A 26,718-nucleotide genomic window follows, 5' to 3' on the forward strand; every position below is an offset into this window, starting at 1 on the left:
CCCGATCAGGGGTAGAGGCCGCGGATCTGGTGCGCCTCGGCGACGCGCCGGACGCCGATCGTCAAAGCCGCGTCGCGCAGGGAGATGCCCTCCGCGCCCGCCACGGCGGCGACCGCCCGGTGGGCCGTGACCATGCGGTGCTCGAGGCGGTCCTCGATCTCCTGCTCCGTCCACCAGTACGCCTGGTTGGCCTGCACCCACTCGAAGTACGACACGACGACGCCGCCGGCGTTCGCGAGGATGTCCGGCACCACGACGATGCCCCGCTCGGCGAGCACCCGGTCGCCCTCGTGCGTCGTGGGCCCGTTGGCGGCCTCGACCACCCAGCGGGCCTTGACGCGACCGGCCGCCTCGGCGTCCAGCACACCCTCGACGGCCGCGGGGATGAGCACGTCGACGTCGAGCGCGAGCAGCGCGGCGTTGTCGATGGGGGAGCCTCCGTCGAACCCGGTCACCGTGCCGGTGCGCTCGACGTGCCGCATCAGCGCGACGACGTCGAGGCCGTCGGTGTCCATGACGCCGCCCTGCTCGTCGCTGACCGCGACCACCCGGGAGCCGGCGTCGTGCAGGAACCGCGCGGCGTGCGAGCCGACCTTGCCGAAGCCCTGCACGGCCGCGCTGACCTCGTGGAGCTTCACGCCCGCGTCCCCGAGGGCGGCGGCCGCGCAGTGCACGACGCCGCGGGAGGTGGCGGTCGCGCGTCCGAGCGAACCACCGACGGCCAGGGGCTTGCCGGTGGTCACCGCGGGGATCGTGTAGCCGCGGTTGACCGAGTACGTGTCCATGACCCAGGCCATGGTCTGCTCGTTGGTACCGATGTCCGGCGCCATGATGTCCCGCTCGGGGCCGATGATCGGCATGATCTCGCTGGTGTAGCGCCGGGTCACGCGCTCGAGCTCCGCCTGGGAGTACTGCCGCGGGTCGATGGTGACGCCGCCCTTGGCGCCGCCGTACGGGACGTCGACGACCGCGCACTTCCAGGTCATCCACATGGCGAGCGCCCGGACCTCGTCGACGTCGACGCCGGACGAGTAGCGCAGCCCGCCCTTGCCCGGGCCGCGGGAGATGTTGTGCTGCACGCGGTACCCGGTGAAGAGCTCGATCTCGCCGTCGTCCCGTCGGAGGGGGACGGCGACGTTCATCTCGCGCCGGGGTGTGGCGAGCATGCGGTGGAGCCCCTCGGTGTAGCCGAGGATCTCGACGGCACCGGCAAGCTGTGCCTTGGCGGTGGCGAGGGGCGTGGTCTGCTGCGGGGTCTCCGCTGTGAGGTTCGTCACGCCCCCCACCTTGTCACCGCCTGGCTCCGGCGCACGGCAGGCCCGAGGGGCGAGCCGCGCGTGTCCGTACCGCGGGCAGCTCAGCAGACCTGCGCGTCGTCCAGCGGCTTGATCACCGAGCCGCCGAGGTGGCGCGAGCTGCGCGCCGGCACCCGGACGCAGGTGCCGAAGGTGCCGTTGAGGTAGACCCCCTTGACGAAGACGTCGGTGGTGCGGCAGTTGTACACGCGCACCGTGTAGTACGTGGGGTGGTTCACGTAGAGGCCCGTGAGCCACCTGCAGAACTCCTCCTCGTCCTCGATCGTGGCCATGGGCTGCACGAGACCGCCGGTGACGGGAACGGCGCGCAGCGGCGCCGGGCCCAGGTCCTCCGCCGCGGACGCCGGGACGGCGGCGACGAGGCCGCCGACCAGGAGGGCGAGGGCGCTGAGGGCGGTGACGAGCACTCGTCGGGCACGGACGCGAGCAGGCATGCGGATCCCCCTGGGGTCGACGGTGGCGTCGGCTCGACCGCGCAGCGGCGCGCGGACGCGTTCACCCTGGCGAGATCCGACAGGCAGGTCAACCGGCATCCGGGCGACGGACGTCGCACGGACGGTCCTTGACAGCCAGACTGGCCCCAGGCCGGACCCGGCCAGCACGGAGGACCACCAGAGCCCAGCCGCAACCCGGCACGGGCGGAGCGAGGAGAAGCATGTCGACGACGGGCGACGTCACGCATGACGCGATCCGGTTGGCCCGGACCTGGCTGTCCGCGACGGCGGAGGGCCAGACGGCCCGCGAGCGGCGCACCACCGGGCGGTTGGCGGCCCTGGTGTCGGACCCGGCCGGGCTCGAGCTCGCCGTGCGGTTCGTCGACCGCGTCGCACGCCCGCAGGACGTCCGGGTCGCCGCGCGCGAGCTCGCCGGCCTCTCGGCGGGTGCCGCCTCGGGGTTCCTCGGCCCGGTCGACCGCGTGATGCTCGGCGCTGGGGCCCTCGTCGCACCCGTGCTGCCCGACGTCGTGGTGCCGGCCGCGCGCCAGCGGCTGCGCAGCCTGGTCGGCCACCTGGTCGCCGACGACGGGCCGGGGCTCGCGACGCACCTGGCGGCGACGCGGGCGGAGGGCTTCCGGCTGAACCTCAACCTGCTGGGCGAGGCGGTGCTCGGCGAGCGCGAGGCGACCGCGCGGCTCGCGCGGGTGCACGCGCTGGTGGAGCGTCCCGACGTCGACTACGTGTCCGTCAAGGTCTCCGCGGTGGCCAGCCAGCTGTCCACCTGGGACTCCGAGGGCAGCGTCGCCCGGGTGGTCGAGCGGTTGCGTCCGCTGTACCTGACCGCGGCCCGGCACGGCACGTTCCTCAACCTCGACATGGAGGAGTACCGCGACCTGACGTTGACGATGCGCGTGTTCGAGCGGCTCGTCTCCGACCCCGAGCTGATGGGCGCCGAGGCAGGCATCGTGCTGCAGGCCTACCTGCCCGACGCCGCCGACGCGCTCGACGAGCTGACGGCCATCGCCACGGAGCGCCGGGAGGCCGGCGGGGCGCGCCTCAAGGTGCGCCTGGTCAAGGGCGCCAACCTCGCGATGGAGCAGGTCGAGGCCGAGCTGCACGGCTGGACGCAGGCGCCGTACGGGTCCAAGGCCGAGGTCGACGCGGCGTACCTGCGGCTCGTCGACCGCGCCCTCGACCCGGCCCGGACGTCGGCCCTGCGGGTCGGCGTCGCCAGCCACAACCTGTTCCACGTCGCCGCCGCCCACCTGATCGCGCAGCAGCGCGGGGTCTCCGAGGCCCTCGACGTGGAGATGCTCCAGGGCATGGCACCCGCGCAGGCACGAGCGGTCCGGGACGCGGTCGGTGCCGTGCTGCTCTACACCCCCGTGGTGGCCCGGCACGACTTCGACGTGGCGATCTCCTACCTCGTACGGCGGCTGGAGGAGAACTCCGCGAGCCAGAACTTCCTGCACGCGCTGTTCGCGGACGACGACGCGATGGACGACCAGGAGGCGGCGTTCCGGGTGGCGTTCCGCGACCGGGACGTGCCGTCGACCGCCCCGCGTCGGGCCGCCCGGCCGTTCGCGGACGCCCCCGGGCACGACACCTTCGCCAACACGCCCGACACGGACCCCGCCGTCGGGGTGGCCCGCGCGTGGGCCCGTGGGATCGTCGACCGGGACGTGCCGGTGCCCGAGGGTGCGGTCTCCGTCTCCACGACCGACGAGGTCGACGCCGCGGTGGCGCGGGCGTCCGCGGCGCTGCCCGCGTGGGCCGCGACCCCGCCGGCCGAGCGCGCCCGGGTGCTCCGGGCGGTCGCGGTCTCGCTGGAGGACGCCCGCGCCGACCTCGTCGCGACGATGGTCCACGAGACCGGCAAGACGGTGGCGGAGGCGGACCCCGAGGTCAGCGAGGCCGTCGACTTCGCGCGGTACTACGCCGACCGCGCCGCGGACCTCGCCGACGGCGTCGTGCTGGGTGCCGTGCACCGGCCGGCCGGGCTCTCCGTCGTCACACCGCCGTGGAACTTCCCCGTCGCCATCCCGGTCGGCTCGGTGCTCGCCTCGCTCGCCGCGGGCAGTCCCGTGCTGGTCAAGCCCGCCCCCCAGGCGCCGCGCTGTGGGCAGGTGGCCATGGCCGCCATCCAGCGCGGGCTGGACCTCGCCGGCGCACCGGAGGGCATCCTCACGGTCGTTCTCAGCCCGGAGGGCGACGTCGGCCGCCGGCTCGTCACGCACCCGGACGTCGCACGCGTCCTGCTCACGGGGTCCATCGAGACCGCCCGGTTGTTCGCCGGCTGGCGGCCCGACCTCGACGTGCTCGCGGAGACGTCCGGAAAGAACGCCCTGGTCATCACGCCGTCCGCCGACGTGGACCTCGCCGTCGCCGACCTGGTGCGGTCGGCCTTCGGGCACGCGGGGCAGAAGTGCTCGGCCGCCTCGCTCGCGATCCTCGTCGGCTCCGCGGGTCGGTCCGACCGGCTCCGGCGGCAGCTGGCCGACGCCGTCTCCTCGCTGCGCGTCGGCCCCGCCACCGAGCTGGGCACCGCCGTCGGACCACTGACCGAGCCGGCGCAGGGCAAGCTGCTGCGCGCGCTGACCACGCTGGACCCGGGGGAGTCGTGGCTCGTGGAACCGCGACGGCTCGACGCGGAGGGCCGGCTGTGGAGCCCGGGCGTCAAGCACGGGGTCGCACCCGGCTCGTGGTTCCACACCACCGAGTGCTTCGGACCGGTGCTCGGCATCATGCGCGTCGAGACGCTCGACGAGGCCATCGACCTGCAGAACGCCGTCGCGTTCGGACTCACCGGGGGCCTGCACTCCCTCGACGAGGCGGAGATCGACCACTGGCTCGGTCGCGTCGAGGTCGGCAACGTGTACATCAACCGGCACATCACCGGGGCCATCGTGCGGCGGCAGCCCTTCGGTGGCTGGAAGGCCTCCACGGTGGGCCCCGGCGCCAAGGCCGGGGGACCGCACTACGTCGCGCAGATCGGTCGCTGGCAGGACGCCCCCGACGTGCCGCAGGACGACGACGCGTGGCTCGCCTGGGCCCGGGCGGACGACGCCCTCGTGTGGGCCGACGAACTCTCGCTCGAGCACGACCCGTCGGGGCTGCGGGTCGAGGCGAACCTCCTGCGGTACCGGCCCGTCCCGCAGCTCACCGTCCGCACCGGCGCCGACGCGCGCGCCCGGGAGGTGGACCGGGTCTGCCACGCGGCCCGCACGGCCGGGGTCGACGTGATCCTCAGCGACGTGTCCGGCGAGGCGCACGAGGCCTTCGCCGCACGGGTCCGCGCCGGAGAGGTCACCGGGCGCGTGCGGGTGGTCGGATCGGCGCCGGGCCTGCGGGAGGCCGCGGCGACCCGCGTGGGCGAGGTCACCGTGCTGGACGGGCCGGTGCTCGCCAGCGGCGCCCGCGAGCTGCTCTCGGTCCTGCGCGAGCAGGCGGTGAGCCGCACGCTGCACCGGTTCGGGCACGTGCCACCGACCGTGGGCTGAGGCTGCGCCGGCAGCACCGAAGGCCCGGTGGGTGTCCCACCGGGCCTTCGGTCACCGTGCCGGCGCGCTCCCGTAGCGCCGGCACGGTCGCTCTACGCCGAGGCGCGGATGACCAGCTCCGGCGCGAAGATCAGCGGCGGCGACGGCGGGGCACCGTTCAGCTGGTCTAGCAGACGGGCTCCCGCGGCACGCGCCATGGCCACGACGGGCTGGATCACGCTGGTCAGCGGGGGAGTGGTCGACGCGGCGACGCCGAGGTTGTCGTAGCCGACCACGGCGACGTCCCGGGGGACCTCCTTGCCGTGCTCCGCGAGGACGCTGAGCGCGCCGGCCGCCATGAGGTCGGACGCGATGAAGATCGCGTCGACGTCGGGGTAGCGCGCCAGCAGCTCGCGCGCCGCGGTGGTGCCGGACGCCATCGTGAAGTCGCCGTGCACCACGGCGTCGTCGGACATCCCCGCCGCGCGGATGGCGTTGCGCCAGCCGGTGAGGCGGTCGATGCCGGCCGACATGTCCGCGGGTCCCGCGATCGTCGCGATGCGCGTGCAGCCGCGGTCGATGAGGTGCTGCGTGGCGAGGCGGCCGCCCTCGACGTTGTCGGTGTCGACGTACTGGACGTCGCGCTCGTCGGCGGACAGCGGACGGCCGACGAATACGTTCGGCACGCGCGACAGCTGCAGCGCGCGGTCGAGCTCGTCGTTGGCGTGGTGCGACACCACGATCGCCCCGTCCACGTGCCCGTTGCGCAGGTAGCGGACCGTGCGCTCGCTCTCCCCGGGGCGGGCGATGACCAGCACCACCTGCATGTCGGAGTCGGCCAGCGACGAGCTCAGCCCGTTGAGCGTGCCGGCGAAGAACGGGTCCGACAGCACGCGCTCGTCGGGCTCCGGGACCACCAGGGCGATGGAGTCGGTGCGCTTGGTGACGAGCGAGCGGGCGGCGCGGTTCGGGGTGTAGCCCAGATCGGCGACGGCCGCCTCGACCGAGGCGAGCGCTTCGGGAGAGACGCGCAGCCCGCCGTTGATGGCGCGGGAGGCTGTCGAGCGCGAGACACCGGCGCGCTCGGCGACCTGCTCGAGCGTCGGCGCGGGGGGCCGCGCGGGGTCCACGTGGACCGGGATGTTGTCGACCACCGTTGGTCTTCCCTCCTGTGGCTGCCGAGGCAGCGATGACGAGCTGGTGATGAGAAGGGCGGGGCGCTCGGGGAGCACCCCGCCCTTCCCATCGACGGGCCTCAGGCGGCCGGTGTACGGCCGTGAGGGTCCGGGACCTGCCGTGACCAGTGTGCTGGGCTCAGCCCTTGACGGCACCCTGCATGATTCCGGCCACGAGCTGACGGCCAGCGACGAAGAACAGGATGATCAGCGGGATCGTGGAGATGGTGACGCCCGCCATGATCAGCGACATGTCCTTGAAGTACGACGCCTGGAGCAGCTGGATGGCCACCGGGAGCGTCGGGTTCTGCGGACCGAGGACGATGAACGGCCAGAAGAAGTTCGTCCACGAGGCAACGAACGTGAACAGGCCGAGCATGACCGCCGCCGGGCGCGCCGCCGGGAGGGCGATGTGCCAGAAGGTCCGGATCATCGACGCACCGTCGACGCGCGCGGCCTCGACCAGCTCGTACGGCAGGGCCGACTCGAGGTACTGCGTCATCCAGAACACGCCGAACGCGGTGACGAGGCCCGGCACGATGACCGCGATGAGCTTGCCGGTCCAGCCGAGCTGCGACATCAGGATGAACAGCGGGACGATGCCCAGCTGCGTCGGCACGGCCGTGGTGGCGATGACGAACACGAGCAGGCCGTTGCGGCCGCGGAACCGGAGCTTCGAGAACGAGAACCCGGCGAGCGTCGAGAAGAGCACCACCGACAGGGCGGTGATCGTCCCGACGATGATCGAGTTGCCGAGCGCCTTCCAGAACTGGATCTCCGAGTTCAGGACCTTGCCGACGTTGTCGAAGAACTCGCCCTGCGGGATCAGCGACGGGATCGGGTTCTGCGCGATGTACGCGGAGTTGGCGGACGCCAGCAGGAACGCGTAGTACAGCGGGGCGATGGCGAGGATGATCGCGACCGCCAGCAGGACGTACGTGACCCAGCCCGGACGACGGTCCGACCCGGCGGCGGTCGAGCGGCTCCGCCCGGCTGCGCGTGCGGCACCACGGCCGGCCGTCTGCCGGATGACCGGCAGCGAGGGGGCGCTCATCGGGACACCTTCTTCCGCTTCTTCGTCGCCGAGGTCTCCGACGAGATCTTGCGCGTCGCCGTGAAGTTGATCATGGCGATCACGATGATGATGAGGAACAGGATCCAGGCCACCGCGGACGCTCGTCCGAAGCTCTTCTGGTTACCCCAGCCGAGCTCGTAGATGTACATGGTGGCGGTCATCCACTGCCGGCTCGGGCCACCCTGACCGGTCTGGTCGAACAGGCGGGGCTCGTCGAAGATCTGCAGGCCACCGATCGTCGAGGTGATGACGACGAAGATGATCGTCGGCCGCAGCATCGGGATGGTGACGGAGAAGAACTGGCGGACCCGGGTGGCGCCGTCCAGGACGGCGGCCTCGTAGAGGTCCTTCGGGATCGCCTGCATCGCGGCGAGCAGGATGAGGGTGTTGTACCCGGTCCAGCGGAAGTCGACCATCGTCGCGATCGCGATGTGGCTGGGCAGGATCTGCGCGTGCCAGCCGATCGGGTCGATGCCGATGTAGCCGAGCACCGTGTTGATGAGGCCGGACTTGTCGGCGAACAGCTTGCCGAAGATGAGGCTGACCGCGACGGGCGCCACGACGTAGGGCAGCAGGACGCCCATGCGCCAGAAGGTCCGTGCGCGCAGGTTCGCGTCGAGGAGCGCCGCGAGCACGATCGCGATGATCAGCTGGGGCACCGTCGAGATGAGGAAGATGCTGAAGGTGTTGCGCAGGCCCTTCCAGAAGTTGGGCTCCTGGAGGACGAAGAGGTAGTTCTCGAAGCCGACGAAGTCACCCTTGCCACCGATGAGGTTCCAGTCGTGCACGGAGACGTACGCCGTGTAGACCAGCGGGAACAGTCCCGTGAGCGCGAAGAGGACGAAGAACGGCGAGATGTAGAGGTAGGGCGAGACCTTGACGTCCCAGCGACCCAGGGTCTGGCTGAAGCCCACGCGGCGGGGCGCGCGCTCGGGGTCGCGACCGCGACCGCTGTCGAGCTGGGGCGAGGTGGTGGAGGTGACCATCAGGTGTCCTTCGTGGCAGTGGTCCGGAGCCTTCGCTGGCAGGGCCGGGCCGATGGATGACCCACCGGCCCGGCCCCGTGGCTAGCGTCAGCCGAGCGCGTTGACCGCGCTCACGAAGGTGTCCCACTGAGCAGCGGCGTCACCACCGTTGACGTCGACCTCGGTCAGGGCCGACTGCATCGCGTCGTTGACGGCGAAGTAGTTCGGGCCCTTGAACGGGGCGATGATGCCCTCGGCGCGGTTGGCCAGGATCTGGCCGGCCGGAGCGTTGTTGAAGAACGCGTTCGTGGAGCCGAGCAGCTCGTCCGAGGCGAGCGCCTCGACCTGGCTCGGGAACGTGCCCTTGTTCTTGTAGGCCTGGAGCTGCTGCTCCGGGGCCGTCAGCCAGGCGGCGAACTTCTTCGCGGCCTCGACGTTCTTGCCCTGCGACGGGACGGTCATGAACGAGCCGCCCCAGTTGCCGGCGCCGCCGGGGAAGACGTCCGCGATGTCCCAGCCGGTCACGCCGGCCGAGTTGCCCTCGATGACACCGAGCATCCAGCCCGGCGCCAGCATGGTCGCGAAGCCGTCCGTCTGGAACGAGGCGTTCCAGTCGTCGCTCCACTGGCCGAGGTGCGCCGACAGGTTGTCGGTGACGGAGGCCTTGGTGACGGCGTCGTAGATGTCCTTCACCTCGGGGTTGGTGGCGGCGATGATCGTGCCGTCCGCCTCCTCGTAGGCGTTCTCGACCTGGTTGATCATGCCCTGGTAGATGGCACCGGCAGCGTCGAAGAAGGGCTTGCCCGTGGCGTCGGTGTACCGCTTGCCGAAGGCGAAGTAGTCGTCCCACGTGGCGTCGGCGCCGCCGAGCTCGGCGGCGACCTCCTCACGCGTGGACGGCAGGCCGGCGGCGGCGAGCAGGTCACTGCGGAACGCGATGGCCTCCGGGCCGATGTCGGTGCCGTAACCGAGGAGCTTGCCGTCGGGCGTGGTGGCCTGCGCGACCTTCCAGTCGAGCCAGCGGCCGTCGAGGGCGGGGTCGGCCAGGTCCTCGAACTTGTCCGGGAACTGCATGAGCTCGGGGAGCCAGTCGATCTCGATCATCTCGACGTCCGAGGCACCGGAACCCGACGCGAGGCGCGTGTTCAGGTTGTCGCGGGCCTCGTTCGAGGTCGCGGCCTTCTTGTTCTCGATGGTGACACCCGGGTTCTCGGCCTCGTACGCCGCGAACATCTCGTCCGTGTAGCCGGGCTCGTTGAACGTGCCGAGCGTCAGGGTGATGTTCTCCGAGCCGCCCTCGGAACCCTCGTCGCTAGGCGTGTCGGAGCTGCCGGAGCAGGCTGTCGCGAGGAGGGCGATGCCCGTGACCCCCGCCGCGGCCGCCCACATCTTGCTGGTGGTCTTGCGCACTGTGACTCCCTTGTCAGTCGGACGGCGTCCTCGCCGTACCCCTAGGGCACCCGTCGTCCGATCGCCGCAGGGGGCGCGACCGGTCATCGGGTTGGGCCGTGTGGACCCGGCGTGGGTGCGTTCCCATCCGCAGTGATGCGGGAGCGTTCCCACGCGCTGCGGATACTGTCGTCGGCGGCCCCGCGAGTGTCAAGGACGCTGGTGGGCGGTTTGCGTGTGGTAGCGATCCCACACCCATGTTTGTGCAGGTCAGAGCGATATGGACATCGGTCCGTGTTACCGAATCGTTACGGCTGTGGCGTCGCGCCGTGACCTGCGATCCAGTGGCGTGCCACGTCCTGCTCGACCTCCAGCGCCGAGCGGATCGCGTCGGCCGTCGCCTGCTCGATCGCGGAGCCGAAGAGCGGCACCGTCGCGCGCAGGTCGCCGTCGTACGTGACGGTGGTCGAGCCGGCCCCGGAGGCCGCGAGCGCCGTGCGTCCGCTGAGGCGGACGGGGGCGCCGGCGATCTCGACGACGACGGTCCCGACGCGGGAACCGTCCGCCGCGGGGGCCTCCCACGCCTCGACCTGGCGGACGTCGATCCGGGTGCCGACGAAGCCGCGCAGGTGCGCGGGGATCTGGTCGGTGGGCAGCGCGCGGCGCGTGGTCACCGTGAACGCCTCGTCCGGTGCCCCGGTGATGTCCACGTGCTGCTCGAGCGCGCCGCTCGCGCGCACCTTCTGGTGGACGTACTCCGGGTCGGCGAGGAGCCGTGCCGCCGCGCGGGCGTCGGTCGGCAGGTCGATCGTCACGCTCAGTCGCACGGTGGGTCCTTCGAGGATCGGGTGTGTGGCTCCGAGGCTAGCCGCCCGGGTGTCGGCCGTCCTGCCCTCGGGCCGCCCGGCGCCGCCTACCCTGGTGCCCGTGTCCACGCTGAGCACCCTCGCCGCTCGTCATGCCGCGCTCGATGCTCACGACCTCGAGTGGCTGCACCTCCTCGTCGGCGACTGGCAGGTCCTGTCCGACCTCGCGTTCGCCGACCTCGTGCTCTGGCTGCCGACGACCGACGGCGACTTCGTCGCCATCGCGCAGTGCCGCCCGTCCACCGGGGCCACCGTGCACTACGACGACGTCGTCGGCTCGAGCGCCCCCGAGGGGCAGCGCCCCCAGCTGCAGCGATCGCTCGACGAGCGCGCGGCCCAGCGCTCCCGCGAGCCGCGCTGGTTCGGCTCGTACGCGGTGCGCGAGGAGGCCGTGCCGGTGGTGCGCGGCGGCAAGGCGATCGCCGTGCTCGCTCGCCAGACCAACCTCGGTGGCGCCCGGACGCCCAGCCGGCTCGAGCTCAACTACGTCGAGGCGGCCGACGACATCTTCGCGATGGTCGGGCGCGGCGAGTTCCCGGCGCCCGACGCGCCCACCGGTCCCCGTCGCGGCGCCCCCCGCGTGGGTGACGGGCTCGTCCGCCTCAACTCCGAGGGCGAGGTGCTCTACGCGAGCCCCAACGCCCTGTCCTGCTTCCACCGGCTCGGCGTGGTCGGCGACCTCGTCGGGCGCTCGCTGGTCGAGGTGACCGCCGACCTCATCGAGCAGCACGACACCGTCGACGAGTCGATGCCCCTGGTGCTCATGGGGCGGGCGCCGTGGCGGGTGGACGTCGAGGCGCGCGGGGTCGCCCTGTCGCTGCGCGCGGTGCCCCTGACCGAGCACGGCCAGCGGGTCGGTGCGGTGCTGCTGTGCCGCGACGTGTCCGAGCTGCGTCGCCGCGAGCGCGAGCTCATCACCAAGGACGCGACGATCCGGGAGATCCACCACCGGGTGAAGAACAACCTGCAGACGGTGGCCGCGCTGCTGCGGCTGCAGTCCCGGCGCGTCGCCTCGCCCGAGGCCAAGGAGGCGCTGGGGGAGGCGATGCGACGGGTCGCCACGATCGCGCTCGTGCACGAGACCCTGTCGCAGACGCTGGACGAGAGCGTGCCCTTCGACGACCTCGTCGGGCGCAGCCTGCGGCTCGCGGCGGACGTGGCCACCGAGGGTGCGCACGTGCAGACCCTGGTGCGGGGGTCGTTCGGCTCCATCCCCGCGGAGGACGCGACCGCGCTGGCCCTCATCCTCACCGAGCTGGTGACCAACGCGGTCGAGCACGGGTTCGAGGGGCGGGAGTCGGGGACCGTCGAGGTCCTCGTGCAGCGGCAGGACGACGCCCTGCGCGTCGAGGTGGCCGACGACGGCTCCGGCCTGCCGGCCGACCGTGGCGCCGGCACCGGGCTCGGCACGCAGATCGTCTCCACGCTGGTCACCAACGAGATGCGCGGCACCATCGAGTGGTCGAGCCGCGAGGGCGGCGGGACCTCGGTGGTCATCGAGGCGCGGCTGCGCGGTCCGCGCGACGTCGCGGCGCTGATCTGACGGCGACGCCGATCTGACGGCGGCGCTGATCTGACGGCGGAGTTGATCCGACCGCGGCGCCGATCTGACGGCCGGCCCCGGACGCGGCTCGACCCCGCCGCGCGCTGTGCGTGACGGGGTCGGAGCGGTGTGTCGGGAGGTCAGCCGGCGCGGCGCTGGCGGGCCGTGCGGCGCTTGAGCGCGCGGCGCTCGTCCTCGGAGAGCCCGCCCCAGACGCCCGCGTCCTGGCCGGTCTCGATCGCCCACTTGAGGCAGGTGTCGACGACGGGGCAGCGGCGGCAGACAGCCTTCGCCTCGTCGATCTGGAGCAACGCGGGACCGGTGTTGCCGATGGGGAAGAACAGCTCCGGGTCCTCGTCGAGACACGCTGCGCGGTGGCGCCAATCCATGAGTTCTCTCCTAGGCACACGTCGAGACGGCGCCCTGGGTCAGGGCGCGCGAGTCTGAACATGAGATCGGGGGTGGGATGACTTGCTACGTCAAGGCTCGCACCGGTATGGCAAGTCCACAAGAGTTACGGGAAGGTTTCATGTCCATAACGGCTGAGGCGTTCGTCACACCTGTGGATGGCCTGTGCAACGCGGCCTCCCGCGTATTGCTGCAGGTGAGGGCCGGTGTAGGACGAAAGTCCAGGTCGGCGCGCCGGTCGTCGGCGGTGATCAGCGTCACGTCGTGGCGTGAGACACGCTCCAGACGTGGTAATGCACGATTCGTCGCGTCGGTGCAGGTCAGCCCGGTGCGGACGGCTCGGCGCCGCGGACGTGCCTAGGCTCGTGCCCGTGACCGACCGCCGACCCGTTCCTCTGCTCGTCGTGTGCCTCCTGCTGACCCTCGAGGCCGCTGCCTTCCTCGGGCTGGGCGTCGCGTGGACGGTCGACGTCGTGCGCGGTACGGCGACCATGCCCGCCGCGAGCCTGTTCCTCGCGGCGTTCGGTGCCGGGATCGCGCTCCTGCTCCTGCTGGCCGCCCGCGGGCTCTGGCGCGGCCGACGCTGGGCGCGCTCGCCCGTGATCATGTGGCAGATCCTGCTCGTCGTCCTCGCGATCGGCTGGCTCGGTGCGGAGCCGACGGCCTGGGCGGTCGTCGTCCTCGTCGTCGCGGTCGGGATCGGCGTCGGGCTCCTGCTGCCCGCGGTCGTGGCCGTGACTGCGCGACGTCAGGACCCCGCCGAGTAGACCTGCACGACGGTCGCGTCCCGTCCGCGGAGCAGCACGCCGCGCCCGGCGGGCCGGTCGAGGGGGTCGACGCACCACGGCGCGCGAGGGCCCACCAGCTCGGCCGACGCCGGGTCGTGCGCGTCCAGCACGAGAGCCCGGCGGCGGCGCAGGAGCGTCGGGATGCTGCCTCGGAAGGCCTGCACGGCGGACGCCGACGTCACGGTCGCCACGAGGCGTGCCGGCGGGAGCGGACCGCACAGCTCGGGATGCCCGCGCTCCAGCTCGTCCAGGTCGTCGACCAGGAGCACGGACGTGCCCACCGGCTCGCACGCCGCCAGCACGTCCCCCGGACCGACGTCCCGGACCCCGGGGAGCCCGGGCGGGGGGTCGGCGGACGGGTCCACCAGCCGGACCACCTGCACCCCCGCGCGCACGAGGCTGCGCGCGAGGACCGCCAGGACGGTGCTGCGGCCCGAGCCCGGCGGCCCCGCCACGAGGAGCCCGTCGGTGAGGTCGACCCACACGGTGTCGCCGCGGTCCCCGCCCGGCCCGAGCGGGACGACGAGCCCCGGCCGCGCGCTCGTGCCGTCCGGCGGGTCAGCCCGCCCGGGCAGCGAGCGCACGAGCACCGCCGGGCGAGCCGGTGAGACCCCCTGACGTGTCGGTTCCCCGGGCAGGACGACCTGGCACAGCTCCGCCCCGCCGGCATGCACGTGGACGGCACGCCCGGGGCTGGTGCGGCGCCCAGCGAGCTCGCCCGGCACGCCCGCCAGCGCGTCGAGCGTGGTGTCCGCCAGGGGGAGCACGAGGCGACGGGCGAAGGCGCCGGCGTGCTGCAGCGCCGCCGCACCGACGTCGGTACCGGCAGCCAGGCCGGTCCCGGACGGGTTGCCCCGCCAGAGGGCGGTCAGCCGGTCGGCACCGGCACCGCGCGCGAGCCGGCCGAGCGACTCGATCAGCAGGTCGAGACGATCGACCAGCAGCAGCACCCGCCCCCGGCCGGGCGCCACGGCCAGCTCCAGCAGCCGGGCGACCGCCCGCGCGTCGTCGGTGGCGAGCACGCTCCCGAGCCCTCCGTGCCGGTCGCCCGCGCGCAGCCGGTCCACCGCCTCGCCCGGTAGCCCGACCGCGTGGACCTCCCACCCCTGGTCGAGTGCGTCGAGCCCGGCGACGAGCAGCGTCGTGGTGCGTCCTGAGCGCGGACCGCCGAGGACCAGGAGCGGGCCGTCGACCGGGTCCCAGCGCACCGACCCTCGTCGCTGCTCGTCCGGGAGGTCCGAGACGCCGAGCGCGAGGCCACGGCCGTCCGGCACCTCCCCACCCCGGACCACCGACGGGAGGGCGGGGAGCCAGGGACAGCCGCCCGGAGCCCTGCCCGCCGACGCCTCACCCGCGGCGCGCACCCATCCCTCGACCGGGTCGTCGACGGGTGGTGGCGCTGCCGACGAGGTCGGCGACCACCCTGCGCCGGCCGGCGACCACGGCCGAGCCGGTCGGGCGACCGGCGCAGCGGTTGCCGCCACCGCGCGGGCCACCTGCACCGGCTCGAGCGACCGTGTCCCGCGACGCACCCACGCGCGGCCGGGCGCGGCGGGGTCGATCCGTGCGGCGTCGGGCGCGTCCAGCACGTCGGTCGAGTCGGCCTGGTCGGTTACGCGCAGGGCGATCCGCAGCGCGACGTTGGCGCGCAGGTCGGCCCCCACCGCGCCCGCCGGACGCTGGGTGGCCAGCACGAGGTGGACACCGAGGGCCCGCCCCTGCGCGGCGATCCTGGTGAGTGCCGCCGCGGCGTCGGGGACGTCCTCGGTGAGGGCGCGCAGCTCGTCCACGACGACGAGGAGGCGTGGCGGCGTGCCGGGGGCCGTCGGGTCGAGGTCGACGAGGTCTCGGACCCCCGCGGCCGCCAGCACGCTCTCGCGCCGTCGCAGCTCGGCGCGCAGGCCGGCGAGGATGCGGCGGGCGTGGGCCGCGTCCAGGTCGGTCACGTGCTCCAGCACGTGCGGGAGACCCGCCACCGGCCCGAGCCCGGTGCCTCCCTTGAAGTCGACCAGGAGGATCGCGAGCCGGTCCGGCGGGTGCGTGAGCGCGAGCGCCAGCACCAGGGTGGTGAGCAGCTCCGACTTCCCCGAACCCGTGGTGCCCGCGACCAGCGTGTGCGGCCCGTCGGCGACGAGGTCCACCGCGACGGTGCGACCTCCGGTCCCGATCCCGAGCGCCGCGACGAGCCCCCCGCGGGGTACCGCCCAGGTGGCGGCGACCCGGTCCGCCGCGGGGATCCCGTCGAGGGTGGCCAGCGACGCCCGCGCCGGCAGCCCGGTGCCGGGCTCGTCCGGCCCGGAGGCGGCCCGCACGGCAGCGGCGAGCCGGGCCTGCTCGAGCGCGCGCGGCGCTGTCAGGGTGTGCCGGGGGACGTCTCGGACAGGCCCGTCCTCGCCGTGCAGCCGGACCGAGCGCGGACCCACCTCGACCCGCGAGCGGCACCACGCCGGCACCGCGGCCGCTGAGCGCGCGACGACGAGCAGGCGCTGCGACGGCGGCGCGGACGCCCGCCACCGGGCGATCTCGGCGGGGTCGACCGGGTCGTCCGCCACCACGAGGGCGTCGTCCGACCCCCGCGGTAGTGGAGCGTCGGGTGCGGTCACCCAGGCGCACCAGCCCCACGCGTCGGCGTGCCGGGTGCGCACTGCGAGCGTCCCGCGCAGGTGCGTGCCGAGGGTCCCCAGGACCGCGGCCCGCGCGACGGGCAGGGCGAGGTCCCGCGGGCCGACGATCGCGAGCGAGCCTCCGGCGTCCCACGGCTGGTCGAGCGTCGCCGGCTCGGCGGACGAGGTGCACGCGCGGGCTGTGGCGGCCACGAGCGCGGCGGGGTCCTGCACGGAGCGGTCGTCGTCGGCGGGGTGCCGGCTCCGCCACCGTGTGCCGGCCGCGCCGACGAGGGCGACGAGCGGCACGGCGAGGCCCACGAGGGCCAGCAGCGGCTGTCGCAGCGCCGCCGCGAGTGCCACGGAGCCGACCAGCGGGGTGAGCCAGGTGGCCGGGCGAGCGGCCGGCGCCGGATCGGCCGCGGCCACCTCCGGGGTGGCGCCGGGGAGCCCGCGCAGGACGAGCGTGGTGTCCCCGAGCCGGCGCGGGCGCTCGGGGTGCCACCGGTGCCAGCGACCCAGGCGGCCGGTCCGCGTCTGCACCCGACCCCGGCGGCGCCGGACCTGCACGACCGGGAGCGTCGCCTCGTGCACGGCCAGGTCGGAGCCCGCCGGGCCGAGTGTCACGGCCGCGTCCGTCGGGACCGCGACGAGGCCTCCGCTGTCCGGCCCGGCCACGACCGCGACGTGCCACGCCGACGCCACGGCGAGGGCGACCGCAGGACGCGCGCCGGGCTCCGTGCGCAGCACGCACCCGTCGAGGAGCGGCGGCTGGCCGACCGTGTGGTGCTCGTCGAGCACCGCGTCGGCCACCGCGGGGCGCACCGCGGCGCTCGTCCACCCCGCGTAGCCGCTGACGCGCGCCAGAGCGGGTCGGAGGACGGACAGGGCGGTCCCGACGTCCGCCTCGACGTCGGTGGCCTGGAGGCCGGGACCGCGGGCCGGGTCGGGGTGGAGCAGGGTGAACCGCACGGCACGACCCTGCCTCGCGGCGGTGCTGCACGGACGGGGTCGTGCCGGCGTGCGGGGCCGCCCTCACCGCCCACAGGCCCACCGGTCGTCTCGGTGGGCCTGCGGGCGAGCGGCTCAGTCGACCGCGAGGGCCGCCACGGGCGAGGTGCGGGCGGCGGCCCGCCCGGGCAGCACCGAGGCGACCAGCCCCGCACCCAGCGCGACCGCCAGGAGGAGCGCCAGGTGCGGCCACGGGATCACCAGGACCACGTCCCCGACCTCGCCGAAGACGACGACCGCACCGGCCCAGCCGTACAGCAGCCCGAGACCGGCACCGATCACCGCGCCCACGCCGGCGATGAGCATCCCCTCGACCGCGAGCATCCAGCGCAGCTGGCGTCGCGACAGCCCGATCGCCCGCAGCGTCGCCGACTCGCGTCGCCGCTCGAGGACCGAGAGCGACAGGGTGTTCGCGACGCCGATGAGGGCGATGACGACGGCCACGCCCAGCAGCCCGACCACGATCGCGAGGAGCGAGTCGATGACGGCCTCGTCGCTCGCCCGCTGGGCTCCCGCGCTGCTCACCTCGGCCGGGGTGTCGGGCAGCGCCGACCGGACCTCCTGGAGCACGAGCGCCGCGTCCGCGCCGGGGTCGAGCGCCACCCAGAGCATCGACACGGGCGCCTCGGGGGCGAGCTCGTCGAGGGTGGCCGGCGTGACCAGAGCGTAGATCCCGCCCAGGTCGGAGGCCACCGGTTGGAGCGGGACCTCGGAGCCACCGGGTGCGGGGTCCGACGTCTCCCACGCGGTCGCGTAGGCGGACACCGGGACGGTCGCGTCCGCAGCCTCGTCGGCGTACAGCTTGGGCAGGAGCAACGTGCCGTCGGCGAGGCCGTCCGCGGTGCGCGGGTCGCGCAGCACGTCCGTGGCCGCGCCGTCGGCGGGTGCGACCACCGTGATCCACGTGTCGTCCGTCAGCATGACCGGGGCGGCACGCATCTCGAGGACCGTGCCGACTCCGCCGACACCGGCCACGGCGTCGGTGACGTCGGCGGGCAGGGTCGCGTCCGCACCCAGGACCGAGGCGTCGACGGTCAGGTCCACCGGGAAGTGCTCGTCCAGCTCCTGGGCCAGCGACACCCGGGCGCTCGCGGCGCCGGTGCTCATCATCGCGACGAGGGTGACGCCGATGAGCAGGGCGGCGCTCGTCGCGGCGGTCCGGCGCGGGTTGCGCACCGTGTTGGCCGCGGCGAGGCGGGCGCTGGTCCCGGTGCGGGCGAGCAGGCGCCCGGCGAACGAGACGACCTTCGGCACCCAGAACACCGCGCCGAGCAGGAGTCCGACGAAGGAGAGCGCGCCGGCCAGCACACCGACGCCGAGCAGCAGCGTGGGGTCCCCCCCGCCGGCGGTGGCCAGCACGGTGGCGAGCAGCAGGACGCCGACGCCCCCGAGCATGAGCAGCAGCGACGCGGCGAGCCGGACGCGGCCGGCGCGGGCGCCGACGGCGGGGGCGTCGGCGGGACGCAGGGCCGCGATCGGGGAGACCCGCGTCGCCTCCCGTGCCGGGACCAGGGACGCGAGCACCGTGACCAGCGTGCCCACAAGAAGGGGCACCAGCACCACGGGAAGCGTGACCTCGATGGTGCTGGGCAGGGGCACGCCGAGGTCCAGTCGGCCCAGCACGATCAGCGCCGTCTGCCCGAGGACCAGGCCGAAGACGAGCCCGACGACGGACGCGGTGGACCCGAGGATCGCCGCCTCGGTCAGCACGGAGCGGCGCAGCTGCCCCTTGCCGGCGCCGACGCAGCGCAGGAGCGCCAGCGTGCGGGTGCGCTGTGCGACGAGCACCTGGAAGGTGTTGGCGATGACGAGCGCCGCGACGAGCAGCGCCACGGACGCGAAGCCCAGGACGATGGTGACCAGCACGTTCCCGCCGTCGGAGAACTGCGAGACCGCCTCGGCGGCCGCCTGGTCCTTGGTGAGCACCGACGCGCTCGGCACCACCGGTGCGAGCTCGTCGCGGAGCGTCTCGGGGCTGACGTCCGGGTTCGCGACCACCAGGAGGTCCGAGCCGAGCTCGGTGAGCGAGTCCGCCCCGGTCCAGCGCAGCAGGTCGGCGGTGGTGACCAGACCCGCCCCGCCCGCCTGCGACCAGGCGTTCGACCGGTCCGAGGCGATGCCGGTCACCAGCACGTCCTCGTCGACGGTCTCCCAGGTCTCCTGGGGCGCGGCCGACTCGTCGGGGCCCGCCGTGGAGTCGTCCGCGGGCACGGGCGTGGTCCACCGGACCTGCACCGTGTCGCCCACGTCGACGCCGAGGGCCTTCGCCGTGGCGGAGGGCAGGGCGACCTCGCCCGCGGCGGACGGCAGGTCACCGTCCTCGACGGCCAGCGAGCTCAGCCGGGGGTCGTCGGTGGTGGGCAGGACGAGCTCCCAGCGGCTCGTGCCGCCCTTGCGGAACTCGATGCCGGTCGGGGCGAGCACCTCGGCGGACCGCACGTCCGCCAGCGCCCGCACGTCGTCGAGCTGGGCCGGCGTGAGCTCGCCGTTCACCACGACGTCGGCGTCGGCGTAGGTCGCCGTCACCGCGTCGTACCCGGTGCGGGTCATGACGTTGCCGGCGAGCAGCGTCGTGGCCAGGAACGCCGTGCCGATGGCGATCGCGACGGCGGCCGCGGTCAGCCGGCCGAGGCTGCGGCGCATCTGCGCCAGGGTGAGTCGCAGCATCAGAGGGCCACCTGGTCGATGGCGCGGAGGGCCTCGAGGCCCATGAGCACGGACTCGGGCGTGGGGTCGGCGATGTCGCCCGCGATCCGGCCGTCGGCGAGCAGGACCACCCGGTCCGCGTACGCGGCGGCCGTCGGGTCGTGCGTGACCATGATGATGGTGCGGCCCAGCTCGCGCACCGAGCGCCGCAGGAAGCTGAGCACCTCGGCGCCCGAGCGGGAGTCGAGGTTGCCGGTGGGCTCGTCGGCGAAGACGACCTCCGGCTTGGCGATGAGCGCGCGGGCGATGGCCACCCGCTGCTGCTGCCCGCCGGACAGCTCGGCGGGCCGGTGGGTCAGGCGCTGACCGAGCCCGAGCGTGGACACGAGGGTGTCGAACCACTCCCGGTCGACGGCCGACCCCGCCAGCTCGAGCGGCAGCAGGATGTTCTGCTCGGCCGTGAACATCGGCAGCAGGTTGAAGCTCTGGAACACGAACCCCACGCGGTCGCGGCGCAGGCGCGTCAGGGCGGTGTCGTCGAGGGATGTGATCTCGGTGGCGCCGAGCCGGGCGGTGCCCGCGGTGGCTCCGTCGAGACCGGCCAGGACGTGCATGAGCGTCGACTTGCCCGACCCGGACGGGCCCATGATCGCGGTGAACGCGCCGGCCGCGAAGTCGACGTCGACGCCGTCGAGCGCCCGGACCTCGGCGGCGCCCTTCCCGTAGACCTTGGTCAGCGACCGCGCGCTGACCGCCACGGTGGCCGGGGGGTGCGGGGTGTCCATCGGACGGAAGACGGTGGTGTCCACGAGCGGGCTCCTTCGAGTGCGGTGATGACGCGTCCGACGCTACGGACGCACCCGCACGCGGCACATCAGGCCGTGGTGTGGTCGTCCGTCATCCCGTGGGCCGATCAGGACCCGGGCCGCACCAGACCGGTCTCGTACGCCACCACGACGGCCTGGACGCGATCGCGCGCGTGCAGCTTGGCCAGGATGCGCCCGACGTGCGTCTTGACCGTGGCCTCGGCGACGAACAGGTCGGAGCCGATCTCGGTGTTGGACCTGCCACGCGCCATGAGGACCAGCACCTCGCGCTCGCGGTCGGTGAGGTCGGCGACGGCCAGCCGCGCGGGGTCCGTCGGGGTGCCCGGCTCGTCGGGCGGCAGGGCGGTCACCAGGTGCTCGAGCAGCCGCTTGGTGCTGGACGGGGCGATCACGGCGTCACCGCGGTGCACGGTGCGGATGGCGCCGAGCATCTCCTCGGGGGGCGCGTCCTTGAGCAGGAACCCGCTGGCGCCCGCCCGGATGGCCGACAGGACGTACTCGTCGAGGTCGAACGTGGTCAGGACGATCACGCGGGGTGCCGGGAGGTCGTCGGTGGCCCGTGCGGTGATCTGCGCCGTCGCGGTGAGGCCGTCCATGGTGGGCATGCGGACGTCCATGAGCACCACGTCGACCGGCCCGGTCGCCGTGCGCGCCGCGGGATCGAGCGCACGGACCGCCTGCGCCCCGTCACCGGCCTCGAGCACGACCTCGAGATCGGACTGCGAGTCGATGACCATCCGGAACCCGGCACGGACCAGCTGCTGGTCGTCGACGAGGGCGACGCGGATCGGGCTGTCGGTCATCGGGTGGCCTCGTCCTGGGTGGGCGACACGGGGGTCCTCTCGTCGGTGGGGGTGCGGCCGCTCGCGGCGTCCGCGGGGGTGGGCAGCTGGGCGCGGACCCGGAAGCCGCCGCCCGGTCGGGGGCCGGCGGTGACTGTCCCGCCGAACATCGTGGTGCGTTCGCGCATCCCGAGCAGACCCTGCCCGAGCCCGTCGGAGTCGGCGGAGGCACCCCGGCCGTCGTCGGTGACCTCGAGCACGATCGCGTCGGGGAGCCACTGGACCAGCACGGTGACGAGCGGGTCGGGGCCGGCGTGCTTGAGCACGTTGGTCAGCGCTTCCTGCGCGATCCGGAACACGGTCAGCCCGGCGCCCGGCGGGAGGTTGCGGGGCTCGCCCATGCGCACCAGGGACGCGCGCAGGCCGCTGGCACGGACCTGGTCGACGAGGGCGCCGATGTCGGACTCCGCCGGCTGGGGGGCGAACCCCTGGGCGGCGCCGTGGCCCAGCCCGCCCGGACCGGGCAGCTCCGTCGTCTGCTCGCGGTCGTCGCTGCCGCGCAGGACGCCGAGGAGCCGGCGCATGTCGGTGAGGGCCGCGCGGCCCGTCTCGGCGATCGTGCCCAGCGCGCGGGTCGCGGCGCCGGGGTCCGCGTCCGCGGCGTACCGGCCCCCGTCGGCCTGCGCGATCATCACGGTCAGCGAGTGCGCGACGATGTCGTGCATCTCCCGTGCGATGCGGGCGCGCTCGGCCGCCGTCGCGATCTGCGTCTGCTGGTCGCGCTCGACCTCGAGCCGCCGCGCGCGGTCGACGAGCGCCGCGATCGTCTCCCTGCGGGAGCGCCTGACCAGACCGAACGCCCACACCGAGAGCGAGACCACGCCGGTGAACACGGCCGTCGAGACGGTGCCGGGGACGTCGAACCAGCCGTACATCGACAGGCCCAGCAGCACCGAGCCGACGAGCGCACCGACGATCGCCACCCGGTGCGCCCACCGGGGGCCGTGCACCGTGACGGAGTACAGGGCCACCAGTACGGCGAGGTCGGCGGGCACGACGAGCGGGGTCCAGAACGCGAGCTGCAGCAGTGCCGCGGTGTAGACCGCCGCGGCGGACGCGGCCGGGCGCACGCGTCGCCAGGCCAGGGGAGCGACGACCGCGATGGAGATCAGCGGCGACGCGTACGACCGCATCGCGTTGCTCACCCCGTCGGCGATGTCCGTCGCCGTGACGACCATGAGGACGAGCAGGATGCCGGTGCCGGTGGCGTCGATGGCGAACCGGTGCGCCTCCTCCCAGCGCAGCAGGCGCTCCCATCTCGTCACCCCACGAGGGTAGGCGTGGCGGCACGCGACGGAGTGCTCCCGCAGGACGACCCGGACGCCCCGGTCGTCCGCCCGTGGGGGCAGGTGGTTCACGTGGACATCTGTGCGTGCCCGTGTGGCGGTCAAGACCGTCCCATGACCTAGCATGGGCGAATGACCCAGGTGCTGCTGGCCGAGGACGATCCCGCGATTGCCGAGCCTTTGGCCCGCGCCCTCGGGCGTGAAGGTTATGACGTGCGCGTGCAAGGCACGGGTCAAGGTGCGATCGACGGTGCCGCCGCAGCCGACCTGGTCGTCCTCGACCTGGGTCTGCCGGACATGGACGGCCTCGACGTCGCCCGCGCCATCCGCAACCTCGGCCTGACCACCCCGTTGCTCGTGCTCACCGCGCGCGCCGACGAGGTGGACCTGGTCGTCGGGCTCGACGCGGGTGCCGACGACTACGTCACCAAACCGTTCCGGCTGGCCGAGCTGCTGGCGCGGGTGCGGGCGCTGCTGCGCCGCAGCGTCGGCGACCCGGCGGACGAGGACGAGCTGCACGCGCAGAACGTGCGCGTCGACGTGGCCGCCCACCGGGCGTTCCAGGGGGAGCGGGAGCTGCACCTGACCGCCAAGGAGTTCGACCTGCTGCGCGTGCTCGTCGGCGCGGCGGGCACCGTCGTGGCGCGCGAGACGCTCATGCGTGAGGTCTGGGGCTCGGACCCGACGGGCTCCACCAAGACGCTCGACATGCACGTGTCCTGGCTGCGTCGCAAGCTCGGCGACGACGCCAACGCGCCCCGCTACGTCACCACGGTGCGCGGCATGGGCTTCCGGTTCGAGACCGGCGGCGCGGGCGCGTCCGAGCGGGCCTGAGCTTTGCGTCGTCGCGTCCTGCAGGCGACGATCGCGGCGGTCACCGTCGCGGTGGTGCTGCTCGGTTTTCCTCTGGCGTTCCTCGGTGCCCAGCTGGTCCGCGAGAACGAGATGCAGGCGCTCCAGTCGCGTGCCGTGGACGCCGCCCGTGCGGTGGACTTCCGGCTGGAGCAGGACATCGCCCTGACCGACCGGATGCTGGAGAACGCCGCGGGCGGGCCCGGCGACATCCCGGCCTCCGTCGTCGTGCAGGCGCCTGACGGCGAGGTGTACCGGGCGGGGGACCGCATCCAGGGACGCAGCCTGTCCGTGCAGGTCGAGTCCGACACCGGCGCGAACGTCTTGCTGTACGTGTCCTGGTGGGACGTCTTCTGGCTGAGCGCCCGGGTCATCGCGCTCGTCGTCGTCGCTGCCGTCGTCGCGTTCGCGGCCGGCATCGCCATGGCGATCTGGCAGGCCAACCGGCTGACGGCCCCGCTCGTCTACCTGGCCGCCTCGGCCGAGCAGCTGGGTGCGGGGCAGGTGCGTCCGCGCCTGGAACCGTCGGGGGTCGAGGAGATCGACCTGGTCGCCGCCGAGCTCGCCCGCAGCGCCGACCGGATGGCCGGTCGCCTGGCCGCCGAGAGGCAGTTCGCCTCCGACGCCTCCCACCAGCTCCGGACGCCCCTGACCGCGCTCTCGATGCGGCTCGAGGAGATCATGCTCGCCACCGACGACCCGACGGTCGGGGAGGAGGCGCGCATCTCGCTCGAGCAGGTCGAGCGCCTCGTCCGCGTGGTGGACGACCTGCTGGCCAGCTCACGCCGGGTCGCGGGCGGCACCACGGAGGCCGTCCGGCTGTTCGAGGTGGTCCACCAGCAGGAGGAGGAGTGGCAGCCGACGTTCCAGGCGAACGGCCGCCGACTTGTCGTCGACGTGGACCGCGCGACCCAGGTGCTCGCGACGCCCGGCGCGCTGGCGCAGGTGATCGCCACGCTCGTCGAGAACTCCCTGAAGCACGGCGCCGGCACGACGACCGTCCGGTCGCGGCCCGGCGGCCCCTCGGGTGCGGTGGTCATCGAGGTGGCGGACGAGGGAGCCGGTGTCCCCGACGACCTCGCCCCCCGGATCTTCGAGCGTTCCGTCACCTCGGGGAAGGGCACCGGCCTCGGGCTCGCGCTCGCCCGTGACCTCGCCTCCGCCGACGGCGGCCGGCTCGAGCTCGCGCAGCGCCGGCCCGCGGTGTTCGCGCTGTTCCTGTCCGGCGTCCCGGCGTCCATGCGCCCTGACGTGGTGCTGCCGCTCGGTGCCGTGGTCTCCTCCCGCCCGGACCGTCGACGGCGCTGAGCGCGCGGCCCGAGCGCAGGGCGGCTCAGAGGGCTGCGTGCGTCCCGGTGAACACCCAGCGCTTGTAGCTGACGTAGCGCAGGGCGGTGCCGATGGCGATGCCGGTCACCGTCGCCACGTTGTCCGCCAGCGGGGTCGTCTGCCCGAGCGCGTAGTGCGAGAACGCGAGCGTCAGCACCGGCACGGCCGCGCAGACCAGGTTGATGGCGGCGAACACGACGAGCTCGCGCGTCGGCCGGTTGGTGCGCTGCTGCGAGAACGTCCAGTGCCGGTTGCCGAGCCACGAGACGAGCGTCGCTGCGACGACGGAGATGATCTTCGCGGTGAGGGGCTTGTTCTCGAGCAGGTGCCCCGGTCCGAACCGCAGCAGGTTGAACAGGCCGAGGTCGACGACGAACGCGACGCCGCCGACGGACAGGAATCGGGCCAGCTCGTACGCCCGGGCCCGCAGGGCCGAGTCACGGGCTGCGGGGACGACGGGGACGACGACGGCCACGGGGGCGGTCAGCTCGTCGCTCGCGCTCACGGAGCTCCTCGGGGCGTCGGTCGGCCAGTACGGTCCCCGAGGATATCCCGCGATCCTGGGTGACACCTGTCCGGGACGGGAGCGAAGCGTTTCGGACCCCTCGGCACGCTCGGCTAGTGTCGTCGCCCGTGACAGCACCCGTGGTGGCCGTGGTCGGTGGTGGCCAGCTGGCCCGCATGATGGCGCCGGCGGCGACCGCTCTCGGGCTGCACCTGCGGGTCCTCGTCGAGAGCCCGACGTCGTCGGCGGCCCAGGTGGTCGTCGACGCCCCTGTGGGCGCCGCGTCCGACGAGGACGCCATCGTCCGCCTCGCCGAGGGCGCCGACGCCCTGACGTTCGAGCACGAGCACGTCCCGAACGCCCTGCTCGACCGGCTGGAGGCGTCCGGCGTCGCGGTCCGACCCGATGCCGCCGCCCTGGTGCACGCCCAGGACAAGATCGTCATGCGCACCCGCCTGGCGGAGCTCGGCATCCCGGTCCCGGACTGGGCGAGCCTGCCGTCCGACGCCGATCTCGAGGCCTTCCTCGCGGACCATGACGGCGTGGCCGTGGTGAAGACGGCCCGCGGGGGGTACGACGGGAAGGGCGTCCGCGTCGTGCGCGGCGCCGCCGACGTCGCGGACTGGTTCGCCGCCGTCGCCGACGGCACCGGGGTGCCGCTGCTCGCGGAGGCGAAGGTCCCGTTCACCCGCGAGCTCGCGGTCCTGGTGGCGCGTCGGCCGAGCGGGGAGATGCGCACGTGGCCGGTCGTCGAGTCGGTGCAGCGCGACGGCGTGTGCTCCGAGGTCGTCGCGCCGGCGCCGCACCTGGACCCGGCGACGCAGTCCGAGGCGGTCGACGTGGCCCTGCGCATCGCCGACGGGCTCGGCGTCGTCGGGGTGCTCGCCGTGGAGCTCTTCGAGGTCGCGGACGCTGCCGGCGGACCACCGCGGGTGCTGGTCAACGAGCTGGCGATGCGGCCGCACAACTCCGGCCACTGGACCATCGACGGCGCCGTGACCAGCCAGTTCGAGCAGCACCTGCGCGCCGTGCTCGACCTGCCGCTCGGAGACACCACGGCGCGCGCGCCGTGGACCGTGATGGCGAACGTGCTGGGCAGCAGCCTGGCGGACCCGACCGAGGCGCTCGCCGACGTGGCCCTGCTCGACGCGGGGGCGAAGGTGCACCTGTACGGCAAGGAGGTGCGCGCCGGGCGCAAGCTCGGGCACGTGAACGTCAGCGGCGAGGACCTCGGCGACGTCCGGCGGCGGGCGGTCGCCGCGGCTGCGCTCCTGCGGGGCGACGCGTCCGCCTGACGCGAACAGGGCACCGCACGTCCCGCACGCTGGGACATGATGGGCGCGCGGCGTCGCCGTGGCTCATGAGGTGCACGGACG

At 73.9% G+C, this 26,718-nt stretch carries 20 protein-coding genes; 6 read left to right on the forward strand and 14 right to left on the reverse strand.

From position 1 onward, the window contains the following. Positions 1-5 precede the first annotated feature (5 nt). Positions 6-1,277 (reverse strand): Glu/Leu/Phe/Val dehydrogenase, encoded by a 1,272-nt coding sequence (locus ASD18_RS09075; RefSeq protein WP_056089633.1) that lies wholly within the window; start codon positions 1,275-1,277, stop codon positions 6-8. A gap of 80 nt (positions 1,278-1,357) precedes the next feature. After that, positions 1,358-1,750 (reverse strand): hypothetical protein, encoded by a 393-nt coding sequence (locus tag ASD18_RS09080; protein WP_156387922.1) that lies wholly within the window; start codon positions 1,748-1,750, stop codon positions 1,358-1,360. A gap of 221 nt (positions 1,751-1,971) precedes the next feature. Here ASD18_RS09080 and ASD18_RS09085 point away from each other — a divergent pair, with 221 nt between their 5' ends. Next, complete coding sequence (locus ASD18_RS09085) at positions 1,972-5,253, forward strand: bifunctional proline dehydrogenase/L-glutamate gamma-semialdehyde dehydrogenase (protein ID WP_082573701.1); 3,282 nt, start codon at positions 1,972-1,974, stop codon at positions 5,251-5,253. A gap of 92 nt (positions 5,254-5,345) precedes the next feature. On the opposite strand, the gene ASD18_RS09090 is transcribed toward ASD18_RS09085, so the two are convergent. The 5 genes from ASD18_RS09090 to ASD18_RS09110 all read right to left on the reverse strand — a co-directional run bounded on the left by ASD18_RS09090 (position 5,346) and on the right by ASD18_RS09110 (position 10,663). Then, entirely contained in the window at positions 5,346-6,386 is a 1,041-nt protein-coding gene (locus ASD18_RS09090; RefSeq protein ID WP_056089639.1) for a LacI family DNA-binding transcriptional regulator, read from the reverse strand. A gap of 160 nt (positions 6,387-6,546) precedes the next feature. After that, positions 6,547-7,461: a carbohydrate ABC transporter permease gene (locus ASD18_RS09095; protein ID WP_056089642.1), complete on the reverse strand. Its 915-nt coding sequence runs from the start codon at positions 7,459-7,461 to the stop codon at positions 6,547-6,549. Then, positions 7,458-8,468 (reverse strand): carbohydrate ABC transporter permease, encoded by a 1,011-nt coding sequence (locus ASD18_RS09100; protein ID WP_056089646.1) that lies wholly within the window; start codon positions 8,466-8,468, stop codon positions 7,458-7,460. Before ASD18_RS09100 ends, ASD18_RS09095 begins: the two co-directional genes overlap by 4 nt. A gap of 87 nt (positions 8,469-8,555) precedes the next feature. Continuing rightward, positions 8,556-9,857, reverse strand: a complete 1,302-nt coding sequence (locus tag ASD18_RS09105; RefSeq protein WP_235522306.1) for an ABC transporter substrate-binding protein — start codon at positions 9,855-9,857, stop codon at positions 8,556-8,558. 287 nt (positions 9,858-10,144) lie between these two features. Next, positions 10,145-10,663: a DUF2505 domain-containing protein gene (locus ASD18_RS09110; RefSeq protein ID WP_056089649.1), complete on the reverse strand. Its 519-nt coding sequence runs from the start codon at positions 10,661-10,663 to the stop codon at positions 10,145-10,147. A gap of 100 nt (positions 10,664-10,763) precedes the next feature. Between ASD18_RS09110 and ASD18_RS09115 the strand changes: the two genes are divergently transcribed. Beyond that, the gene (locus ASD18_RS09115) at positions 10,764-12,245 is read left to right on the forward strand and encodes a sensor histidine kinase (RefSeq protein WP_056091914.1); all 1,482 of its coding nucleotides are present in this window, start codon (positions 10,764-10,766) and stop codon (positions 12,243-12,245) included. 140 nt (positions 12,246-12,385) lie between these two features. Here the strand turns inward: ASD18_RS09115 and ASD18_RS09120 are convergent, their stop codons facing one another. Next, entirely contained in the window at positions 12,386-12,634 is a 249-nt protein-coding gene (locus ASD18_RS09120; RefSeq protein ID WP_055912771.1) for a WhiB family transcriptional regulator, read from the reverse strand. A gap of 390 nt (positions 12,635-13,024) precedes the next feature. On the opposite strand from ASD18_RS09120, the gene ASD18_RS09125 reads away from it, so the two are divergent. Beyond that, positions 13,025-13,420: a hypothetical protein gene (locus ASD18_RS09125; protein WP_056091917.1), complete on the forward strand. Its 396-nt coding sequence runs from the start codon at positions 13,025-13,027 to the stop codon at positions 13,418-13,420. Here ASD18_RS09125 and ASD18_RS09130 read toward each other — a convergent pair. The 5 genes from ASD18_RS09130 to ASD18_RS09150 all read right to left on the reverse strand — a co-directional run bounded on the left by ASD18_RS09130 (position 13,402) and on the right by ASD18_RS09150 (position 22,635). Continuing rightward, the gene (locus tag ASD18_RS09130; RefSeq protein WP_056089651.1) at positions 13,402-17,016 is read right to left on the reverse strand and encodes an FtsK/SpoIIIE domain-containing protein; all 3,615 of its coding nucleotides are present in this window, start codon (positions 17,014-17,016) and stop codon (positions 13,402-13,404) included. The two genes, ASD18_RS09125 and ASD18_RS09130, sit on opposite strands and share 19 nt — an antisense overlap. 114 nt (positions 17,017-17,130) lie before the next feature. Then, positions 17,131-19,722, reverse strand: a complete 2,592-nt coding sequence (locus tag ASD18_RS09135) for an ABC transporter permease (RefSeq protein WP_056089656.1) — start codon at positions 19,720-19,722, stop codon at positions 17,131-17,133. Beyond that, entirely contained in the window at positions 19,722-20,486 is a 765-nt protein-coding gene (locus tag ASD18_RS09140) for an ABC transporter ATP-binding protein (RefSeq protein ID WP_056091919.1), read from the reverse strand. The genes ASD18_RS09135 and ASD18_RS09140 overlap by 1 nt, the downstream gene beginning before the upstream one ends. 128 nt (positions 20,487-20,614) lie before the next feature. After that, positions 20,615-21,331: a response regulator transcription factor gene (locus ASD18_RS09145; protein WP_056089658.1), complete on the reverse strand. Its 717-nt coding sequence runs from the start codon at positions 21,329-21,331 to the stop codon at positions 20,615-20,617. Further along, positions 21,328-22,635 (reverse strand): sensor histidine kinase, encoded by a 1,308-nt coding sequence (locus ASD18_RS09150; protein WP_056091922.1) that lies wholly within the window; start codon positions 22,633-22,635, stop codon positions 21,328-21,330. The genes ASD18_RS09145 and ASD18_RS09150 overlap by 4 nt, the downstream gene beginning before the upstream one ends. 153 nt (positions 22,636-22,788) lie before the next feature. Between ASD18_RS09150 and ASD18_RS09155 the strand changes: the two genes are divergently transcribed. After that, positions 22,789-23,490: a response regulator transcription factor gene (locus ASD18_RS09155; RefSeq protein ID WP_056089661.1), complete on the forward strand. Its 702-nt coding sequence runs from the start codon at positions 22,789-22,791 to the stop codon at positions 23,488-23,490. A gap of 3 nt (positions 23,491-23,493) precedes the next feature. Further along, on the forward strand, positions 23,494-24,816 hold the full coding sequence (locus ASD18_RS09160) for an ATP-binding protein (RefSeq protein WP_056089664.1): 1,323 nt from the start codon (positions 23,494-23,496) through the stop codon (positions 24,814-24,816). Between the two features lie 25 nt (positions 24,817-24,841). Here ASD18_RS09160 and ASD18_RS09165 read toward each other — a convergent pair whose 3' ends face one another. Beyond that, the gene (locus tag ASD18_RS09165) at positions 24,842-25,342 is read right to left on the reverse strand and encodes a GtrA family protein (protein WP_082573703.1); all 501 of its coding nucleotides are present in this window, start codon (positions 25,340-25,342) and stop codon (positions 24,842-24,844) included. A gap of 128 nt (positions 25,343-25,470) precedes the next feature. Between ASD18_RS09165 and ASD18_RS09170 the strand changes: the two genes are divergently transcribed. After that, on the forward strand, positions 25,471-26,637 hold the full coding sequence (locus ASD18_RS09170) for a 5-(carboxyamino)imidazole ribonucleotide synthase (protein ID WP_056089667.1): 1,167 nt from the start codon (positions 25,471-25,473) through the stop codon (positions 26,635-26,637). The last annotated feature ends 81 nt before the right edge of the window (positions 26,638-26,718 follow it).

The organism is Cellulomonas sp. Root137, from assembly GCF_001426725.1.
Lineage (GTDB): Bacteria > Actinomycetota > Actinomycetes > Actinomycetales > Cellulomonadaceae > Cellulomonas.

Coding starts and splice junctions, on each gene's coding strand:
- ASD18_RS09080 (WP_156387922.1), bottom strand. CDS start 1,750: ATGCCTGCTCGCGTCCGTGCCCGACGAGTGCTCGTCACCGCCCTCAGC.
- ASD18_RS09085 (WP_082573701.1), top strand. CDS start 1,972: ATGTCGACGACGGGCGACGTCACGCATGACGCGATCCGGTTGGCCCGG.
- ASD18_RS09095 (WP_056089642.1), bottom strand. CDS start 7,461: ATGAGCGCCCCCTCGCTGCCGGTCATCCGGCAGACGGCCGGCCGTGGT.
- ASD18_RS09100 (WP_056089646.1), bottom strand. CDS start 8,468: ATGGTCACCTCCACCACCTCGCCCCAGCTCGACAGCGGTCGCGGTCGC.
- ASD18_RS09120 (WP_055912771.1), bottom strand. CDS start 12,634: ATGGATTGGCGCCACCGCGCAGCGTGTCTCGACGAGGACCCGGAGCTG.
- ASD18_RS09135 (WP_056089656.1), bottom strand. CDS start 19,722: ATGCTGCGACTCACCCTGGCGCAGATGCGCCGCAGCCTCGGCCGGCTG.
- ASD18_RS09140 (WP_056091919.1), bottom strand. CDS start 20,486: ATGGACACCCCGCACCCCCCGGCCACCGTGGCGGTCAGCGCGCGGTCG.
- ASD18_RS09145 (WP_056089658.1), bottom strand. CDS start 21,331: ATGACCGACAGCCCGATCCGCGTCGCCCTCGTCGACGACCAGCAGCTG.
- ASD18_RS09155 (WP_056089661.1), top strand. CDS start 22,789: ATGACCCAGGTGCTGCTGGCCGAGGACGATCCCGCGATTGCCGAGCCT.